16 protein-coding genes are annotated in these 19,039 nt (G+C 37.5%); 9 read left to right on the forward strand and 7 right to left on the reverse strand.

What is annotated here, in order from left to right:
- Positions 1–162: 162 nt before the first annotated feature.
- Positions 163–1,461 (forward strand): phosphopyruvate hydratase, encoded by a 1,299-nt coding sequence (gene eno, locus ND2E_RS19260; RefSeq protein WP_033092143.1) that lies wholly within the window; start codon positions 163–165, stop codon positions 1,459–1,461.
- A 217-nt stretch (positions 1,462–1,678) separates the two neighbouring features.
- On the opposite strand, the gene ND2E_RS19255 is transcribed toward eno, so the two are convergent.
- The gene (locus ND2E_RS19255; protein WP_033092144.1) at positions 1,679–2,482 is read right to left on the reverse strand and encodes an alpha/beta fold hydrolase; all 804 of its coding nucleotides are present in this window, start codon (positions 2,480–2,482) and stop codon (positions 1,679–1,681) included.
- A 398-nt stretch (positions 2,483–2,880) separates the two neighbouring features.
- On the reverse strand, positions 2,881–3,846 hold the full coding sequence (gene tal / locus ND2E_RS19250; protein ID WP_033092145.1) for a transaldolase: 966 nt from the start codon (positions 3,844–3,846) through the stop codon (positions 2,881–2,883).
- 267 nt (positions 3,847–4,113) lie between these two features.
- Between tal and yaaA the strand changes: the two genes are divergently transcribed.
- The 4 genes from yaaA (at position 4,114) to aqpZ (ending at position 8,146) form a co-directional block, all read left to right on the forward strand.
- Positions 4,114–4,887: a peroxide stress protein YaaA gene (yaaA, locus tag ND2E_RS19245; RefSeq protein ID WP_033092146.1), complete on the forward strand. Its 774-nt coding sequence runs from the start codon at positions 4,114–4,116 to the stop codon at positions 4,885–4,887.
- A gap of 117 nt (positions 4,888–5,004) precedes the next feature.
- Positions 5,005–5,538 (forward strand): DUF2062 domain-containing protein, encoded by a 534-nt coding sequence (locus ND2E_RS19240; RefSeq protein WP_033092147.1) that lies wholly within the window; start codon positions 5,005–5,007, stop codon positions 5,536–5,538.
- Positions 5,538–7,340, forward strand: a complete 1,803-nt coding sequence (locus ND2E_RS19235) for a TIGR03545 family protein (protein ID WP_033092148.1) — start codon at positions 5,538–5,540, stop codon at positions 7,338–7,340. Before ND2E_RS19240 ends, ND2E_RS19235 begins: the two co-directional genes overlap by 1 nt.
- 107 nt (positions 7,341–7,447) lie before the next feature.
- On the forward strand, positions 7,448–8,146 hold the full coding sequence (aqpZ, locus tag ND2E_RS19230) for an aquaporin Z (protein WP_033092149.1): 699 nt from the start codon (positions 7,448–7,450) through the stop codon (positions 8,144–8,146).
- Positions 8,147–8,262: 116 nt separating this feature from the next.
- Here the strand turns inward: aqpZ and ND2E_RS19225 are convergent, their stop codons facing one another.
- The 3 genes from ND2E_RS19225 to fldB all read right to left on the reverse strand — a co-directional run bounded on the left by ND2E_RS19225 (position 8,263) and on the right by fldB (position 11,720).
- Complete coding sequence (locus tag ND2E_RS19225; protein WP_033092150.1) at positions 8,263–9,492, reverse strand: porin; 1,230 nt, start codon at positions 9,490–9,492, stop codon at positions 8,263–8,265.
- Positions 9,493–9,802: 310 nt separating this feature from the next.
- Positions 9,803–11,056, reverse strand: a complete 1,254-nt coding sequence (gene srmB, locus ND2E_RS19220) for an ATP-dependent RNA helicase SrmB (RefSeq protein WP_033092151.1) — start codon at positions 11,054–11,056, stop codon at positions 9,803–9,805.
- A gap of 145 nt (positions 11,057–11,201) precedes the next feature.
- Positions 11,202–11,720 carry a flavodoxin FldB gene (gene fldB, locus ND2E_RS19215; protein WP_033092152.1) on the reverse strand — a complete coding sequence of 173 codons (519 nt, stop codon included), beginning with the start codon at positions 11,718–11,720 and terminating at the stop codon, positions 11,202–11,204.
- Between the two features lie 234 nt (positions 11,721–11,954).
- Here fldB and dsbC point away from each other — a divergent pair, with 234 nt between their 5' ends.
- From dsbC to ND2E_RS19200, 3 genes are all read left to right on the forward strand, one after another.
- A complete protein-coding gene (dsbC, locus tag ND2E_RS19210) occupies positions 11,955–12,749 on the forward strand; it encodes a bifunctional protein-disulfide isomerase/oxidoreductase DsbC (RefSeq protein WP_052056189.1) in 795 nt (264 codons plus the stop codon).
- Between the two features lie 124 nt (positions 12,750–12,873).
- Positions 12,874–14,637, forward strand: a complete 1,764-nt coding sequence (gene recJ, locus ND2E_RS19205) for a single-stranded-DNA-specific exonuclease RecJ (RefSeq protein ID WP_033092230.1) — start codon at positions 12,874–12,876, stop codon at positions 14,635–14,637.
- A 16-nt stretch (positions 14,638–14,653) separates the two neighbouring features.
- Positions 14,654–15,376, forward strand: a complete 723-nt coding sequence (locus ND2E_RS19200; RefSeq protein ID WP_052056190.1) for an ABC transporter permease — start codon at positions 14,654–14,656, stop codon at positions 15,374–15,376.
- A gap of 62 nt (positions 15,377–15,438) precedes the next feature.
- Here ND2E_RS19200 and phbB read toward each other — a convergent pair whose 3' ends face one another.
- Entirely contained in the window at positions 15,439–16,161 is a 723-nt protein-coding gene (phbB, locus tag ND2E_RS19195; protein ID WP_033092153.1) for an acetoacetyl-CoA reductase, read from the reverse strand.
- Positions 16,162–16,582: 421 nt separating this feature from the next.
- On the opposite strand from phbB, the gene ND2E_RS19190 reads away from it, so the two are divergent.
- Positions 16,583–17,359: a 3-hydroxybutyrate dehydrogenase gene (locus tag ND2E_RS19190; RefSeq protein WP_033092154.1), complete on the forward strand. Its 777-nt coding sequence runs from the start codon at positions 16,583–16,585 to the stop codon at positions 17,357–17,359.
- An 86-nt stretch (positions 17,360–17,445) separates the two neighbouring features.
- On the opposite strand, the gene ND2E_RS19185 is transcribed toward ND2E_RS19190, so the two are convergent.
- Positions 17,446–18,663, reverse strand: a complete 1,218-nt coding sequence (locus ND2E_RS19185; RefSeq protein WP_033092155.1) for a polyhydroxyalkanoate depolymerase — start codon at positions 18,661–18,663, stop codon at positions 17,446–17,448.
- Positions 18,664–19,039: the final 376 nt, after the last annotated feature.

Here is a 19,039-nt window from a genome sequence, read left to right on the forward strand (position 1 = left end):
AGACACCATATAAAACCGTAGCTATTGCTGCGGTTTTTGCTTTAAGTTTAGGAAGAACGTTAGGCTGCATAGCGATAATTAGCTGTAGCCATAGCAAGATAATAATTTAACTTTATTGCTCAGCACTTTGCTTGAGCGTCATCAAAATTACTAGGAATGATAATGTCAAAGATTAGCAAAATTTTAGCTCGTGAAATCATGGATTCTCGTGGTAACCCAACCGTTGAGGCAGATGTATATCTTGAATCAGGTGCATTTGGTCGCGCTGCAGCTCCTTCTGGTGCTTCAACTGGCTCACGTGAAGCTCTAGAATTACGTGATGGTGATAAAGCACGCTATTTAGGTAAAGGTGTTTTAAACGCTGTTGCAGCGATTAGAAATGATATTGCAGGTGCATTAGTTGGCCAAAATGCTTTAGAACAGGCTAATATCGATCAAATTATGATTGATTTAGATGGTTCTGAAAACAAAGAAAAGTTTGGTGCTAATGCAATCTTAGCAGTGTCATTAGCTGTTGCCAAAGCGGCGGCGGCTGATAAAGGTGTACAATTATTTGAACATATCGCAGACTTGAACGGCACTCCTGGCGTTTACAGCTTACCTGTACCTATGATGAACATCATCAATGGTGGTGAGCATGCTGATAACAATGTTGATATCCAAGAGTTTATGGTACAACCTGTTGGCGCAAAAAACTTTAGTGAAGCTTTACGTATGGGGGCGGAAATCTTCCATGCACTTAAAAAAGTATTATCAGCAAAAGGTTTAAATACTGCTGTTGGTGATGAAGGTGGGTTTGCTCCGGATTTAGCTTCAAATGCAGATGCTTTAGCGGTAATTAAAGAAGCTGTTGCGGCTGCAGGTTATACTTTAGGCACTGAAGTTACACTAGCAATGGATTGTGCTGCTTCTGAGTTCTTCGATGCTGATAAGGGTATCTATGACCTTAAAGGTGAAGGTAAACAATTCACCTCTAATGAGTTTTCTGATTTCCTTGGCGAGCTTTGTAAAGAATACCCAATTGTGTCAATTGAAGATGGTTTAGACGAGTCTGATTGGGATGGTTTTAAATACCAAACTGAATTACTTGGTGATAAAGTGCAAATTGTAGGCGATGACTTGTTTGTAACTAACACTAAGATTCTTAAAGAAGGTATTGATAAAAATATAGCTAACTCTATTTTAATCAAATTCAACCAAATCGGTTCTTTAACTGAAACATTAGCGGCTATCAAAATGGCTAAAGACGCGGGTTACACTGCTGTTATTTCTCATCGCTCAGGCGAAACTGAAGATGCGACTATTGCTGATTTAGCGGTAGGTACGGCAGCAGGTCAAATTAAGACTGGCTCTTTATGTCGTTCTGACCGTGTTTCTAAGTACAACCAATTATTACGTATTGAAGAAGCTCTTGGCGACAAAGCAGTATATAACGGTTTATCTGAAATCAAAGGCCAATAAGCGCTAAACTTTTTGCTAGTAAGCTTAAGAGTTTCGTTGCATGTGCTCATTGACTAGCGTCAACTCTGCGCAAGCGCCTTACTCTAAAGCTGATTAGCTTCAACTTTAACTATTATTATTTATTTGGTATTCATGTTTAGTTCATAAATAATAAATATCAAATAGTAAAACGCAGCTTAAGCTGCGTTTTTTTATGTCTAAAAACCAATGGGAGGGGCTATTCTTCAGGGAAACTGTTAATTATATCTGTGATTAACTTAGCTGTTTCTTCTGGACTCTCTAGAGGAAACATATGTCCACCAGGTACAGTTTTTAGTTTTATGTGTTTATTAAGTTTAACAAAACGGCTAAAAATGTGATGAGGGAACACATCTGTAGTATCTCCGTAAACTAAGGCTGCAGGCACTGTTAGCTTATTTTTGTAACTCGATAAATTTGATGGGATATTTCTAAAAATACTTGCTTCAACTTGCGCATCAAAGCTTAATTCTAATTGATTATTACGCTCACAAATACCATGTGTTATGTAATCCGTTAAACAGCGACTATCGAATTCTCTAAACAATTTTCTTTTAGCGAAAGCCGATCCAATATCAGAACCCAAAGGCCATTGAGTTCGACGGTTTTTAGCGCGACCAGCAGGGCTAAATTTATCTATCCATTTGGTTTTCTTTAGTAACCTAGCAGCTAGTGCACCAGCCCCGCTCAAAGCTGGCGGATCTAGCATGATAAGCCCTTTAAATAAGTCAGGCCGTTGACAGCATGCGATAAATGAAATCACGCCACCAAATGAGTGACCAAGGCATATAACTTTATTACCATCAATTTGTTGGGATTCAACATGTTTTATCAACTCTTCAACCTGGGCTTGCCAGTTATGATTAACAGGCATTTTTGAGTTATGTCCATACTTATCTATTGAGATAATTTTTGTATTATCAGGGAGATAACTAAATAATGTTTGATAGCTACCTGCTGGAAAGCCATTGGCATGGGCAAAATTTATGATATTTGTTGGCATTGAGTTTATTTATTGATAAAAGTGAAGATAAAATTTAAACGGGCGTTTCAATTTTGTCAACAAATTCTTATTTTATCGGCATAAGGTGTAACTAACCTTATCTCGGTTTAAGAGATGTTTAACTCATTGAAATATATGAATAAAATATCCAGATGACTTTCTGGCTTGATAGTTTTTCTTAATTTAACGCAGAAGTTAGGAAAAATAGCGGCTAGATAAACATTTGTTAAACCGAGCTCAGGTTAACTAATATAGAAGAGCTCAATGTGGTGTATTTTGAGGTATTACTCTTAATTTTCTTGATTACTTTTGATTCGGTTCGTTCTTTATAGCAAATTAAAAAGGGCATATTCGTACCAAATTATGCCCTTATTAGTTTTAGTAAAGTAATTACCACTTTAGAGTAAGTTGAATAATTGCTTTTCAAGTTTGACTTGATCAATAGCAAAGTTGCGAATACCTTCGGCTAGCTTTTCTGTTGCCATAGGATCTTCGTTCATATGCCAGCGGAATTCTGCTTGTGTTAAGACGGCTTCTTTTTCTGCGGGGGCAGCATCGCTAGATGATAATTTTTGTATAACTGTGTCTGTGCTACTCGCTAGTTCATCCATTAACTGTGGGCTAATAGTTAAACGGTCACAGCCCGCAAGCTCTAGAATTTCACCAATATTTCTAAAGCTAGCACCCATGACTACAGTGTTAAAACCTTGTTGTTTATAATAATTATAAATACTAGTCACTGAAACTACACCAGGATCTTCATTGCTCGGGTAATCACTTCGTCCAGTATCTTTTTTATACCAGTCTAAAATTCGGCCAACAAATGGAGAAATTAAGTAAACCCCTGCTTCAGCACATGCGCGTGCTTGTGCAAAACTAAATAATAAAGTTAAATTACAATTAATACCTTCTTGTTCTAGTTGCTCAGCGGCTTTAATCCCTTCCCATGTAGAAGCTAGTTTAATTAAAATTCTATCATTGCTTATACCCGCTTCGTTATACATAGCTATAAGTTTATGCGCTTTAGCAATTGATGCTGCTGTATCAAATGATAATCGAGCATCTACTTCGGTTGATATGCGGCCAGGGACAATTTTTAATATTTCTAACCCAATTAATACTGAAAGCTTATCGGCGGCATCGTTGACTTGCTGTTCTGCACTGTCAGATTGCGTTTTAGCCCAATGAACAGAGTCTTTTACTAATCCTTGATAATTGGCTAAAGATGCCGCTTTTAGTAGTAGTGATGGATTTGTTGTCGCATCCTGAGGTTGAAACTTGGCAATAGCCTCGATGTCACCTGTGTCAGCTACAACCGTTGTCATTTGTTTTAATTGTGAAAGCTGTGAAGAAGAATTTGTCATGGCGTTACCTTAAATAGTGTTCCGGAAATTTGATTGCTCAGTATTTCTAAATTCGATAATGAATGTAGCTGGAGAAATATTACAACATAAAAATAAAAAAGCACCCTTTATTGCGCTATTTTTAACAATGTTTTGTGTTTTTGTTTGTAAGTTACGCCAAAAGGCATTGATTAGCCATACATTAGCATTGATTAAACGCTGTTAACTTAGTTAATCCTTATGATATATTACGTGATATTAAGTACTCACAAAAATCGGCTTAAAGATATGTTACTCGTTGTTTCACCTGCAAAAAAATTAGATTTTGAATCCCCTCTGGTTACAGAAAAGTTTAGCCAACCCAGCTTGCTTGAACAAAGCCAATTATTGATAGATGATTGCATTAAACTTTCACCAAGTGAAATTGCAAGCTTGATGAAATTGAGTGATAAGCTTGCGGGCTTAAATGCTGCACGTTTTGGGCAATGGTCCACCCCCTTTACTCAAGACAATGCCAGGCAAGCTATTTTAAGCTTCAACGGCGATGTTTATACCGGACTCGATGCGCAGTCTTTTAGTGATGAAGATTTTGACTTTGCTCAGAAAAATTTCAGAATCCTTTCGGGTTTATATGGTTTATTAAAACCACTTGATTTGATGCAAGCCTATCGCTTGGAAATGGGCTGTAAGCTTAGTAATAGTCGTGGCGATAATTTATACCAATTTTGGGGAGAGATTATCACTAATGAGCTAAATAAAGCATTAAGTGAGCAAAATGATAATGTGCTTATTAATCTTGCCTCAACGGAATATTTCAAATCAGTTAAGAAAAAATCATTAAACGCCACTATTATTACTCCGACATTCAAGGACTGGAAAAATGGTCAATTTAAGATAATCAGTTTCTTTGCTAAAAAGGCACGTGGACTGATGGCGCGCTATATTATTCAAAACAAGCTAACATCGGCAGAGCAAATTAAAACTTTTGATTTAGCTGGTTATCAATATAACGAAGCTATGTCTAAAGACAATGACTGGGTTTTCACGCGTAAAGAAAGTTAACCATACATAATTCTACGTAAATAAGTTTTACTGGCATTAGGCATAAATGCAAAATACATAAAGGCACAACTTTTAGTGGCTTGGGTATAATATTTAAACATTTTAACAGGAGGTGACATGTTAACTTTATTAGCAAAGCTACTACATGCATTAAACAGCGATAGTTCTATTCGGCAAATCGCCTTAGCCATAGCGTTAGGTTTTATCGTTGGTTTATCGCCAATATTAACGTTACACAATATAGCCATAATATTTTTTGTCTTAATCATCCGAGTGCATTTAGGGAGTTTCATACTTGCGGTTGGATTTTTCTCTGGAGTAAGTTATTTATTATCGCCAGCCATTGTTCAAGTAGGTGAGTCTCTACTAACACAACCCAGCTTGACTGGATTTTTCACATCTTTATACCAACTTAGCTTGTTTAAACTAGCGCATTGGCATCACACTTATGTGTTAGGCGCCTTTGTTTTGGGCGTGACTTTGTGCGTGCCAATATATTTTATCAGCAAGCTAATCATTGAGAAGTACCGTGTACATATAATGACATTTTTTGAGAAATTCAGAATTGTTAAAGCATTAAAAGCATCTAAATTTTATAGTTTGTACAGCAGTTTTGCAGGTGAGTCTAGTCTGTCTAAAGGAGGCCTGTAATGGCAAGGTTTATTCGTTGGCAAGGTATGATTGCCTTTGTTTTGTTAAGTGCGCTTGTAGCTGGTGTGTTGTATTTGTTTGCAGAAAGTTTAGTCAAAAGCGCTATTGTCAGTTCGGCAGAGAGTGCTTTTGGTGCTGAAGTGAATGTGGCAGATGTGAAGCTTGGCTACTCACCTTTACAGTTGAGCGTTTTAGGTATGCAGGTTACTGATAAAGAAAGCCCTACCCAGAACTTATTTAGTTTTGAACGTGCCACTGCTGGGGTCGATGTATGGCAATATCTATTCGGTAAAATTATTATTGATAAGCTTGAAGTAAGCCAATTGGCATTTTCGAGTGTCAGATCTCAAACGGGTGAAGTTTTTCTTAATGATGAGTCAAGTGATAAAGAAGGAAGTTTGTCTGATCAAGCAAAAGAAATGTTACCTGAAGTGGATATGCAGCTACCTGATATTAAAGCCTTACTCGATGACAGTAACTTGTTAACCGTTAAAGCCAGTAATCAGTTAAAGGATAGCTATAAAGTTGAACAGGAAAAACTGAAAGCCTTGAAAAGCAAATTACCCAGTAAAGATAAGCTGAAATCTTACCAAGATAAAGTGGAAGCGCTAGGTAAAATGAAAGTAAGCTCACTCGCTGACATCGAAAAAATAAAAACCGAATTTGATAAAATAAAAACTGAATTTAAAACTGATCAAGCATTGATCAAAGAAGCTAAACAGCAAGTTTTGAATAGCAAAAAAATATTAGCACAGCAAATTAATGAGGTTAAAACCGCTCCAAATAAAGACTGGCAACAAATTGAGAAAACATACCAGTTAGATAGTATTGATACAGAAGATTTTGCCCATATTCTATTTGGTGAAAAAGCTAGAGGCTATGTAGAAAAGGCACAATGGCTCTATGAACAGGCATCTCCTTTGATGGCTAACATGAAAGAGGATGGCACAACACCTAGTGAAGACAAGTCTCATGCCGAAGGGCGTTTTATCTTTTTTGCAGAAGAGACACCTTTACCCGCTGTTTTAGTTAAAAAAGCATTGTTCTCAATCCAACTTGAACAAGGTGAAGTAATAGTTACCGGCAGTGAGTTGACTCATCAACACTGGGTACGAGGCAAAGATAGCCTGATCAATATTAATTCTATCGATAATGGCGAGCTTAAACTTAATAGTAACTTTAAGTTAACGCAATCAGGTGATTTTAGCGCGAATGGGGATTGGCTTGTTAATGACAGAGCCTTGTCCAATACTGAGATAACACAAAGCAAAGCGTTAACTTTATCGTTAAATGCAGGACAACTTGATGGTACAGGTAGCTTTAACTTAACTCAGGGTGAAATTAAAGCCACTAATCAGTTTTCACTTGAACAGGCCAGTTATCAAGGAGAGGCTAAATCAAAAATTACTAAATTATTACTGGCTACAATTGAGTCATTAGATAATTTAACTGTTGATGTTGGTGTGAATGGCGAAATTAGTAAGCCAAACTTTACTATTGCATCATCACTAAATGACGCACTTACTGGCGCTTTTAAACAACAGGTGTCTGGTAAGTTGACTGAATTTAGAAATAAAGTAAATAAAGGGTTAAATGAAAAATTAACCAACGCCTTGAAACTAGGTGATAGTCAATCAGCTGAGTTACTTGATCTCGAAGCACTATTAACCGATTCAGACAAAGCGTTAGATGATTTAAAGAATTCAGATATTGTTAAACAGCAACAGAAAAAGTTAGAAGATAAAGTGAAAGATAAAGCTAAGGATAAGTTAAAGAATAAACTTGGAGATCTATTTGGGTAATATAAACAGATACTAAAGCAATCAACTAAAGAATATTTTCGCTATTTTCTGTTTATTGATGACCACAGTAGTTAAATGTAAATTTATTAACTGATAAGGGAATAAAAATGAATAAATATATAGCGGAATGTATTGGTACTTTTTGGTTGGTTCTTGGTGGTTGCGGTAGTGCAGTATTAGCAGCAGGCTTTCCTGATGTTGGCATTGGTTTACTTGGGGTATCACTCGCCTTTGGTTTGACCGTGCTAACTATGGCTTATGCGATAGGGCATATTTCGGGTTGTCATTTAAACCCGGCAGTATCCGTTGGCCTATGGGCCGGAGGACGTTTCCCTGCCAATGAACTCATGCCTTATATCATAGCACAAGTCATTGGGGCTATCCTTGGCGCTGGCGCTTTATTTCTTATAGCAAGTGGTCAACCAAGCTTTGATTTATCAGCGGGTTTTGCCTCAAATGGTTTTGGAGCGCATTCACCTGGTGGTTATTCGATGATAGCGGCTCTTGTCGCTGAAATTGTATTAACCTTGATGTTTATTTTTGTCATTATGGGCGCTACGGACAAGCGTGCTCCTGCAGGCTTAGCGCCTATCGCCATTGGTTTGTGTCTAACCTTAATTCATTTGATCAGTATTCCGGTAACAAATACCTCAGTAAACCCAGCGCGTAGTACTGGTGTGGCCTTGTTTGTTGGTGATTGGGCTATAGCGCAATTATGGCTATTCTGGCTTGCGCCTATTGTGGGTGGCATTGTTGGTGCTAAGTTATATCGCTTAGTCGCTAAAGAAGAGCAAAGTGATCACTAGAAGCTCATATAATAAAGTTGGTATGAGTGCTACTGAAGTTGATAATTAATTTCGTGCTAGATAAAAAAAGACCGGGTTGCTAAAAGCAAGCCGGTCTTTCATCATACTGTTATACTTTACCAGTAACTACGCATTGCCACGGTAAAACTCCAGCCATCATATGCGCCGCCATCATTGGCGTTATCATCCATTTTTGCATATTGTAAGCCAGCTTGAAGTTTTAATTTATGGTCGTTTATAAACCAGTTAACGCCAGCATATACTTCTTGGTACTTGTCACCGCGCTCACCTTCTACGCTGCTTTGACCATATTCATCAACTACCTTGCTATCATAACGGCCTAAACGTACGCCATTGTCTTCGGAGCTTTTTAAGTAGGTATAACGGGCAACCCACTGAATTTTTTCACTTTGTTGATAGGTAGGCATGATAACAACACCAAAGAGATCACTCTGGCCTAAATCACCTTTACCCCAAGAGATATCACTGTGAAATCCCCAATCGTTTTGCCTGAACTTACTGGATGTACTAATAACTTGAGAGAAGTCACGGGTATTACCGTCTTCATGCGTATCGTTATAGACGTAATCAAGGCTGACTTCACCTTTATCCCAAAGATTACTCTTCGCTAGTTTTTTACTAGTTGAAAACATGGCAAAGTAACTAGCATCGCTAATCGATATTTCATCAGAGCCATCACTAGAGAATATACCTGTTTTATACGACCAGTCATTGCTAAGCTTACTTTTAACGCTAACACCGGTAAAATACTCAGAGGTAAACCATAAGTTATTTGTCAGGTTGTTACGCTGTGGCGTGAGAAGTTTTTTCGATGAAGTTTTACCGTCTAGGGTAAAGCCGGTAGATTGTTTCAAGAACTTAAGTTCGGTGTCTTTATCTAATGACCAACTAACATTGGCATCGGTTAAACGATTATATGCGTCGCCCAGTGAATCATTTAAATTTATATCTGCCTCTAAAGCAACTTTAAGCTCACCGTGCTTAGCTTTAAAGCCAAAGCGAAAGCGACGCCATAAAGTGTCGTTATAATCACCTTGATCACTATCAACCCAAGTTGAGTCTAATTGCAGGCGACCAGATAATTTAAGGTAGTCCCCATGTTCAGTGTTATATAAATCGGCAAAATCCCAAGCATCTGCAAAACTGCTCTCAGTACGTTGACTTAGTTCATTACTTTTGCTCGAGTTAGCCCTAGTTTGCTTATTATCATCTGATGCACCTGCTTGCGCATGAACGAGTGAACTACTCAGTGACGTTGCCACAGCAATTGCGAGAATTGTTTTTAAACGTACGGATGATTTTTTAGTGAATGACTGATTTTTCATATTAATTACTATCATAAAGTTGAAAACCCAATTATCAAGACATTACACAGTGTCAGAGTAAAGTCCCAATAAAAGTCGAACTATTCAATAGCAAACGGGTTGAACAGTACGCTTAAGAAGCGCTGTTATCAATCGGTTTGCTATAACTTCATCCATAAAGTGAATATGGCGCTATTACAGCATTGCTTTATGACAGAAATATTACATACTCAGGTTTCAGTGCAATAATAGTGTCACAATATTGTAAACCTTATATGCTAGATATTCAGCTAAGGATATTCATGCACCGTGACTATAACTCAGTAATGAACTATTTTGCGGCTTTCGCTCGCTTAGCTTTCTTCTTCACTTGCTTCTTCGCTTTAGCTTTCTTCTGAGAAGCGGTGAGCTTGATCTTTGCCTTTTTATTGACCACACGAGATTCTTTGTTCTTTGGGCGTAACTCTTGAATAAATCGGCGTTGTAAACGTTCTTTGGTGTAACGTTCTATTTTACCAATCACTCCCATATCGTGAGCCTCAACTAAGGAGATGGCGGTACCTTTGTTACCCGCACGGCCTGTACGCCCAATACGGTGAATATAAATATCTACCTTACGTGGCATATCAAAGTTAACGACATGGCTGATATCGTCAATATCTAAGCCTCGGGCGGCAACATCAGTTGCTACTAATACTTTAATTTCGCCACTTTTAAAACGCTCAATAGCCTTATTACGCTTATCTTGAGGCATTTTGCCTTCTAACCAAACACATGGTAACTCTTCAGCATAAAGTTTACCCGAAAGGTATTGTACAGTTTCACGTTTATTTGCAAAGACTACCGTTCGCTCAACGCCCTCTTGTTTAAGGGTATTCACTAACATTTTTAGCTTATGATTGGCATCGTCTGCTAAATGAATCCATTGGTGAATAACTGCTTTCTCTTTACGTGACGGACTTGATTCTAAAAAGATAGGTTCATTGAGTACTTCCTTGGCAAAACGTTGTACACCAGAGCCTTCTAAGGTAGCTGAAAATAACATAGTTTGCTTACGCCAGCGAGCTTCAGCAACAATGCGATTTATTGCATCGCTAAAACCAAGGTCAAGCATGCGATCAGCTTCATCTAAAATAAGAATTTCAATTTCGCGTGCATCGAATTGCTCATTTTCAATATACTCTAATAATCGACCAGGGGTTGCGACTAAAATATCTGTCGTCGTGGTTAATATATCTGCATGACTACCGTAGTTAACACCACCCGTTATAACGCCAGTTTTTATTTTTGTTAGCTCAGTAAGGTGTTCACTATCTTCACCAATTTGTATCGCTAATTCACGCGTCGGCGTCAGAATCAGTACTCGAGGGAAACCCGGTTTAGTTCGCGGGTAATCTAATAAGTGCTGAGCAACAGGTAACAAAAATGCAGAAGTTTTGCCTGTACCAGTTGGTGCTGATGCCAAAACATCTTTGCCAGACATTGCTTCAGGAATGACAAGTTCTTGAATTGACGTTGGCTTGGTATAACCAATTTTTTTGATACTGGCTAATAATTCTGAGTCGAGATCGAATTGCTCAAACATAGGGGATAGTTCACTAAGTGTTAATAAAGATAAATATGCGGCAATTATAGTGGTTTTAGCCCTTGCTGTAACTATTTATCGCAAGGACTAATTAATTGAGTAAATAATTTAGTCGAGGAGGTATTTTATACTTAAAGAGATGTATCTAAAGTAAGCTGCTGTACTCAATTAAAACTTGTTCGCACCAAGTATCTAAACGCTCATCAGTTAAATTGTATTGGCTATCTTCATCTAATGACAAACCAACAAACTTGCTGCCATCAGCTGTTAAAGCTTTTGAGGCAGTAAAATCATAACCTTCATTTGGCCAGTAACCCACAACAGTAGCACCTTGTGCTACTACCTGATCGTGTAACATACCCAGTGCATCTTGAAACCATTCAGTGTAACCAATTTGATCACCCATGCCGTATAAGGCGATAATTTTACCTGAGAGATTTATTTGATTTATATCACTCCACATGGATTCCCAGTCTTCTTGTAACTCACCATAATCCCAGGTGGAAATACCTAAAATTATAAAGTCATAATTAAGGCAGTTTGCTAATGGTTGATCTTTTATATTAAATATATCAACCAAGTCGGCACCCATTATTCCCTGAATCTTTTCAGCAACTATTTCAGTGTAACAAGTGGTTGAGCCATAAAATAAACCAATTTTCATTATGCTATTTCCAATTTTTATTTCAATACGAACTATTTTAGGCGCGATTTTAGCAAAAACAATTATCTTTGTTTACAAGTTAATTCAAATTACTGACTATTTTAAGTTGCAAATAATCCCTCATGGCTGTAATTTCCTTGCGTATAATTAGGTCTATTGTTATGAGCATTACTATTTTGCTTATATTTTACAGATTTATTGTTATTACTTGTTAGGAAGCCGTTAGGGAGCATTATGTTTAAGACATTCATTATTAGCGCTGTATTTGCCACGCTTACTTTACCTCTATTATTGCAAAGTGCTATTGCAGCAGGAGAAACCAGTACATCGCCAACTTTGGCTAAGTCAGTAAGTAAGAATACAGTACTTGATGCAGATTTTTTAAAAGAAAAAATTAACAGCTCTATTGGGTTAACTGTTGTTAAAGTTGAAGAAACGGCTTTACCAGGCATTGCTTTACTCGTTACCAACCAAGGTTTGTTTTATGCAAGTTATGATGGCGAGTTTTTCATTCAAGGAAAAGTTTACAATTTAGGCGCTACCGTGACAGATATAGGCGAAAAAAGCTTAGCTAAAGTACGCTTAGATGGATTGAAAAACTTTGAAGATAACATGATTGTTTATAAAGCTGAGAATGAAAAATATGTGGTGTCAGTTTTTACTGATATTACTTGTGGTTATTGCCGTAAAATGCACGAACAAATGGCAGAGTATAATGCTCGTGGTATCACCTTTCGTTATTTAGCTTATCCTCGAGCAGGTATTAAAGATCAGAGCGGTAACTTAACCCAAGGTTTTAAAGACTTACGTTCAGTGTGGTGTAATGAAGATAATGCCACTGCGTTAACAAAGGCTAAATCGGGTACAGGCATTGCTTATCGAATTTGTGAAGCACCTATTGAAGCTCAGTTTAAATTTGGTCGTCAAATTGGTGTTAGCGGTACACCAGCGATTATCTTTTCAAATGGTATGATGGTTCCTGGTTACCAACCACCAGTGCAATTAGAAGAGTTACTGAAAAATACCTAATTTACTTTTTTATCAAAATAGATAAATATTTATAAGTACTTGCTGATTTTCAGCAAGTACTTTTTTTATGATAAAAATACGTCATGAAATTTTAACTATCACCAGCAAATTGAGAACATATCGTATGAGTAAAACAATTGTTCGTCGAGCTAAAGTCTCTACTAACCATTTGCCTGAAAACTTAGCTGATATCATAAAACAAATTTATGCCAGTCGAGGAATGGCATCAGCCAAGGAGCTTGAGCTTAATGTTGCTCATTTACAAGGTATGGTTGATGATACAGCGCTCATGGGAGTTGATAAAGCTTGTCAATTATTACATGACGCCCTAGTGAATAAACTACGTATTGTCATTGTGGGCGATTTTGATGCTGATGGCGCGACCAGTACCGCTTTAATGATGACAGCATTGAGCTTATTTAATAGCCATGAACATGACTTTATTGTGCCAAACCGTTTTGAATACGGTTACGGTTTAACCCCTGAAATTGTAGATATAGCGGCACAACAAAACGCACAGATGCTGATAACGGTGGATAACGGGATCAGCTGTATTGCAGGTGTTAAACATGCCAAAGAATTAGGTATGCAGGTTATTGTTACGGATCATCATTTGCCAGGACAGTCATTACCGATTGCTGATGCCATTGTTAACCCTAATCAACATGGTTGTAATTTTCCCAGTAAAGCACTTGCCGGCGTCGGGGTGGCTTTTTATTTAATGCTGGCTTTAAGAAAATACTGTCGTGAGAAAGGTTATTTTACTGCGCAAGGTATTGCAGAGCCCAATATTGCTCAATTATTAGATTTGGTTGCTCTAGGGACCGTAGCCGATGTGGTGTCACTTGATGCCAATAACCGAATCCTAGTCGAGCAAGGCTTGAAACGTATCCGGGCAGGACAAACTCGACCCGGTATTCAAGCGCTTATTGAAATTGCTAATAAAAACCAGAAGAGGCTCGTTGCCAGTGATTTTGGTTTTGCCTTAGGCCCGAGAATTAATGCAGCTGGGCGTCTTGATGATATGTCTTATGGTATTAATTGCTTACTTGCTAATGATTTATCGAGTGCTCGTGTGATGGCGGCAGAGCTTGATGATCTCAATAAAACTCGCCGAGAAATAGAGCAGGGTATGCAAACTGAAGCTGAGCAAGTACTAACTTCTCTTAAGTTTGATGAAGATAATCTGCCTAATGCTATCGCACTTTATCAGCAAGATTGGCATCAAGGTGTTATCGGTATTGTCGCTGGTCGATTAAAAGAAAAGTTTCATCGCCCTTGCATTGTTTTTGCGACGGGTAAAGATGACGATTTTGTTAGTGATGTGAATAGAGAGATTAAAGGTTCAGCACGCTCTATTCCAGGGCTGCACATTCGAGACTTATTAGAACATATTGATAGTCAGCATCCTGATATTATTAGTAAATTTGGTGGGCATGCAATGGCGGCAGGTTTATCAATTAAGCAAGGTGATTTTGAAAGGTTTCAACAGTTATTTAATGAATTAGCAGGTAAGTGGCTAAAAGATGAAGATTTGCAAAGTATTATTTTATCCGATGGTGAGCTTCCTATTGAACACCTCAACTTAGCTTTTGCAGAACAGTTAAGAGACGCAGGACCTTGGGGGCAAAACTTTCCGGAGCCATTATTTGATGACAGTTTTACTCTAATCCAGCAGCGTATTGTCGGCGAAAAGCACCTTAAATTAGTGGTAGAAAAACAGGGTGAAGTATTTGACGGTATTGCTTTTAATGTTGATGTGAAGGCTTGGCCAAATGCTGATGCAAAACAGGTGCATTTAGCTTACCGCTTAGATGTAAATGAGTTTCGCGGTAAACGCACTGTGCAATTAATGATTGAAAACATCACAATGGTTGAACACACCTAACTAAAAGTAACAAAAAATGATAGAGAAAACAGTAAACATAATTGAATTACCACAGTTAGCATTGGCTTTTATTCCGGTATTAGCGGTAATATTCATTCAATTTAGCTGGTCACTGCCACAGAAAAGAACATTGCATGCGCTTGCTCGTATGTTAGTGCAATTATTGTTAGTGGGCTTTTTTCTTAGTTATATATTTGAGTCGAATAGTGCTTGGTTAGTGCTAGTGTTATTAATCATTATGGTACTCTTTTCTAGTTGGATAGCTTTAAATAATATCGAGGCGCCTAAAAGGCAACTTTTTCAACGCGCAGTGCTGGCTATATCACTTAGCAGTATCATAACGTTATTCATTATCACCCAAGGTGTTTTACAACTTTCTCCTTGGTATCACGCGCAAACACTTATTCCTCTTGCAGGTATGGTTTTCGCTAGTAGCATGAACAGTATTAGTTTATCTGGTGAGCGTTATTATTCTGAACTGGCTAATAAGGTGAATTATAAACAGGCTCGAAATATTGCGTTTCAAGCATCGATGATCCCCAATGTCAATGCACTGTTAGCGGTAGGAATTGTATCATTACCCGGAATGATGACAGGACAGATCCTCTCAGGGGTTTCTCCCTTTATTGCCGCAAGATACCAAATTATGGTGATGTGTATGATATTTGCTTCTGCTGGTATCTCATCTGCCTACTTTCTATTATTGGCAAAACCAAATAGTGATGATGACCTTAAATAAAAACGTAGATGATTGCTCATCTACGTTAGCGTGATAAAAGTTATAAAATGCTACTTTTATCCTTAGTACATGTGCTGACCACCATTGATGGATAAGGTCGAACCAGTAACAAAACCTGCATCATCAGCAACTAAAAAGAGTACCGAACGGGCAATATCTTCTGGCTGACCTAATCGGCCTACTGGTATTGTTTTGACGATTTTTGCTAAAACGTCTTCTGGTACTGCACGAACCATATCTGTTTCAACGTAACCTGGTGCAATAGCATTGACCGTAATACCTTTTGCTGCTCCTTCTTGTGCTAATGCTTTAGTAAAACCATGAATGCCGGATTTAGCTGCAGCATAGTTGACCTGACCGTATTGACCAGCTTGACCGTTGACTGAACCTATATTAACGATACGGCCAAATGATCGTTCTCTCATGCCTTCAATAACAGCGCGAGAAGTATTGAAACAAGAGGATAAGTTGGTCTGAATCACCGCGTTCCATTTATCAAAATCCATCCTGTGCATGGTGCCATCTCTGGTAATTCCAGCATTATTTACAAGAATATCGATTGGCCCAATTTCGGACTCTATATCGTTAATACTGTTAGTTACACTTTCATAATCACTGACATCAAATTTTGAAGTTCGGATACCTGTTCGTTCTGTAAACTCTTGAGCTGCCTGATCATTGCCAGCATAGTTAGCGATGACAGTATAACCATTATCTTTCAACATAACGCTAATAGACTCGCCTATTCCACGAGTTCCACCTGTTACTAATGCAATGCGTCCCATAACTGTGCTCCTTGTTATATTTCATATTTGTACATAGAGATTTCTAAACTATATATTTTTTGAGCTATCTGCTCGTTTTTTATCATATATCAAGCTGAATCATTCAACTAACTAACTTTAGTCGTAGTATGTTCGAAATTAAATTTTGTAATTGGTAATAAAATCGACTTTTATTTGACATGATAGGGGGAGTTGGTACTCATTATGGGGTGAGTTGTTTTTGTAGACGATAACTGGTTGATAAGTGAGCTGCTTGTTCGTATATATCTTTTCGGTATAAGTTATTCTTGTGTTTTTGATTGCGTGAGGCTGTTTTATCGTAAACCTGTACTTAGAAAATAAATAATTGCAGTGTTTAGTTAACATTAACAACCTATCGTTATATTCTGTTCATAATACAATCAAACTAATGGAATAAAATATGACACTTAAAAAAACGGCTTTAGTTACGGGTTCAGTCAGTGGTATCGGCTTAGGAATAGCAAAAGATCTAGCTAAACAAGGTTATAAGATCCTTATTAGTGATATAAATTTATCTGTGGCTGAAGATGTAGCACAGAGTATTAACCAATCAGGAGGCGATGCCTTAGCATTTAAACTTGATGTGACTGTCCAAGCTGACATTGACAATGTTATAGCTCGTGCGGATGAGTTTAATAACCGCATTGATGTATTAGTCAACAATGCAGGTATTCAATACGTCTCTAAACTGGAAGAGTTTCCAACTGATAAGTGGCAATTGATTACCAATGTGCTCCTTGTTGGTCCAGCAATGATGACTAAAGCCGTATTACCTTTGATGCGGGCTAATAACTTTGGTCGAATAATCAATATTGGCTCTTTACATGGCTTAGTGGCCTCTCCATACAAAAGTGCCTATGTTGCTGCTAAGCATGGCATTATCGGTTTCTCTAAAGTTATTGCGTTAGAAACAGGCGATCAGGATATTACTATCAACACCATATGTCCTGCTTATGTAAAAACTCCATTGGTAGAAAAGCAAATTGCCGATACAGCGAAAGAACATGGTATAAGTGAAGAAGAAGTTGTCAATAATATAATGCTGGCGCCAATGCCGAAAAAAGCATTCATCGATATAGAAGAAATATGTGGTTCAGTAAGTTATTTAGCAAGTGATGTCGCTAAAAACATGACGGGACAAACCATGGTATTAGACGGTGGTTGGGTAGCAAGGTAATCACCTTGCTCGAGTAAGCAAAATAAAAGTAGGTTTACATAAACCTACTTTTATTGACTTGATAAAATACTTTTCTTAATAGAAAATTATTGATGCTTTTGAATAAAATCAGCAATGCTTGGCGCAATTCTTTCACGAAAAGCAGAGCCACTGAAGGTTCCAAAATGACCAACCCCATCGAACACTTGATCCAATTTTTTCTGTTCAGGAATGCCTGAACATAGCGTTTGTGCTGCTTGGGTTTGTCCTAACGAGCAAATATCATCATTTTTCCCTTCAATGGTATGCAACGCTGTATCAGTGATTGCTGATAAATCGACAAGATCACCATGATAAGTCATTCTACCGTTTGCTAAATCATGATTAATAAAAACACGGTCGAGCGTTTCTAGGTAAAATTCACTATTAAGGTCTAAAACCGCTAAGTATTCATCATAAAAGTCGCGGTGACTTTCTTGCTTATCTTCTTTTCCATGAAAAACATGACCAAAATAATCGGTATGCTTAGTGATATGGTTTTCTAAATTCATTGCCATAAAAGAACATAATTGAATAAAGCCAGGGTATACCTTTCTTCCCGCACCAGGGAAGCGTTTAGGCACCGTCATAATGACATTATTTTCAAACCATTTTAAATCTTTACTACTAGCATATTTATTGAGTTCGTTAGGATTGATACTGGTATCAATTGGACCCGCTATTATTGTTAGTGTTTTAGGGGTCGCTGGATCTTTTTCTTTAGCTAATACAGCCGTCGCTATTAAAGCTTGGACCGCAGGTTGGCAAACGGCTAAGACATGAGTATCTTCACCAATTTCTTTCATAAAATCGATTATGTAAGTTACATAATCATCAAAGCCAAAAGTCCCTTCAGATAAAGGCACATTTTTAGCATCTAACCAATCAGTAATGTAAACATCATGATCTAAAATTAATCGTTCTATGGTTGCTTTAAGCAATGTTGCATGGTGCCCCGATAATGGCGCAACCAAAAACAGTTTAGGTTGTTTTACCTCACTATCTTGTTTGAAATGAATTAAATTGCAAAAGGGCTTTTCAATAATAACTTGTTCAGTGATGTTAATGGTTTCACCGTCAATTACCGAAGTTTTAATATCAAAAGGCTGTTTATCGTAAGCTTTAGTATGATGGTAGGCACTATCAAGTGCTGCATTAAAGCTTTTACCTAGTAAGGTATTTGAAAACGGGTTAAATGGATGGTTGAGTAATTGTTGATTCACTTTGATAAAACCATTCATCAGTTCGGCGGAGCGACTATAGAGGTCGTAAGTTTGATATATCATGTGTTTTATCCTTCAAGTAAACTGACAACAGATGTTCTCTTTCGTATTGATCTATAAGGTGTTTTATAGATTATAATACTCAATTCTTATCGGTTGAACAGTTTACGTTATAGTTAGTTAAGGTTCCTATTTCATTATTTAACGTTAATTAAGGTACCAATTGTTATTTTTATATTGCAGCGCAGCATACATATTTGAAGCGAGTGTACCTAGCAAAACTAAATTGGTCAATAATTTCTTGCTGCACCGCATCAAAAATAAAGGTATCCTTAGTGTTGGTTACTTACTAGACAAAATATATTGTTTTTATCTTAAGGCTGAGGCATGGCTGTCAAAGCAGATAATTATCAAATAAGTTTGTATCTTATAATTATTG

Origin of the sequence: Colwellia psychrerythraea (genome assembly GCF_000764225.1) — a bacterium.
Lineage (GTDB): Bacteria > Pseudomonadota > Gammaproteobacteria > Enterobacterales > Alteromonadaceae > Colwellia > Colwellia psychrerythraea_D.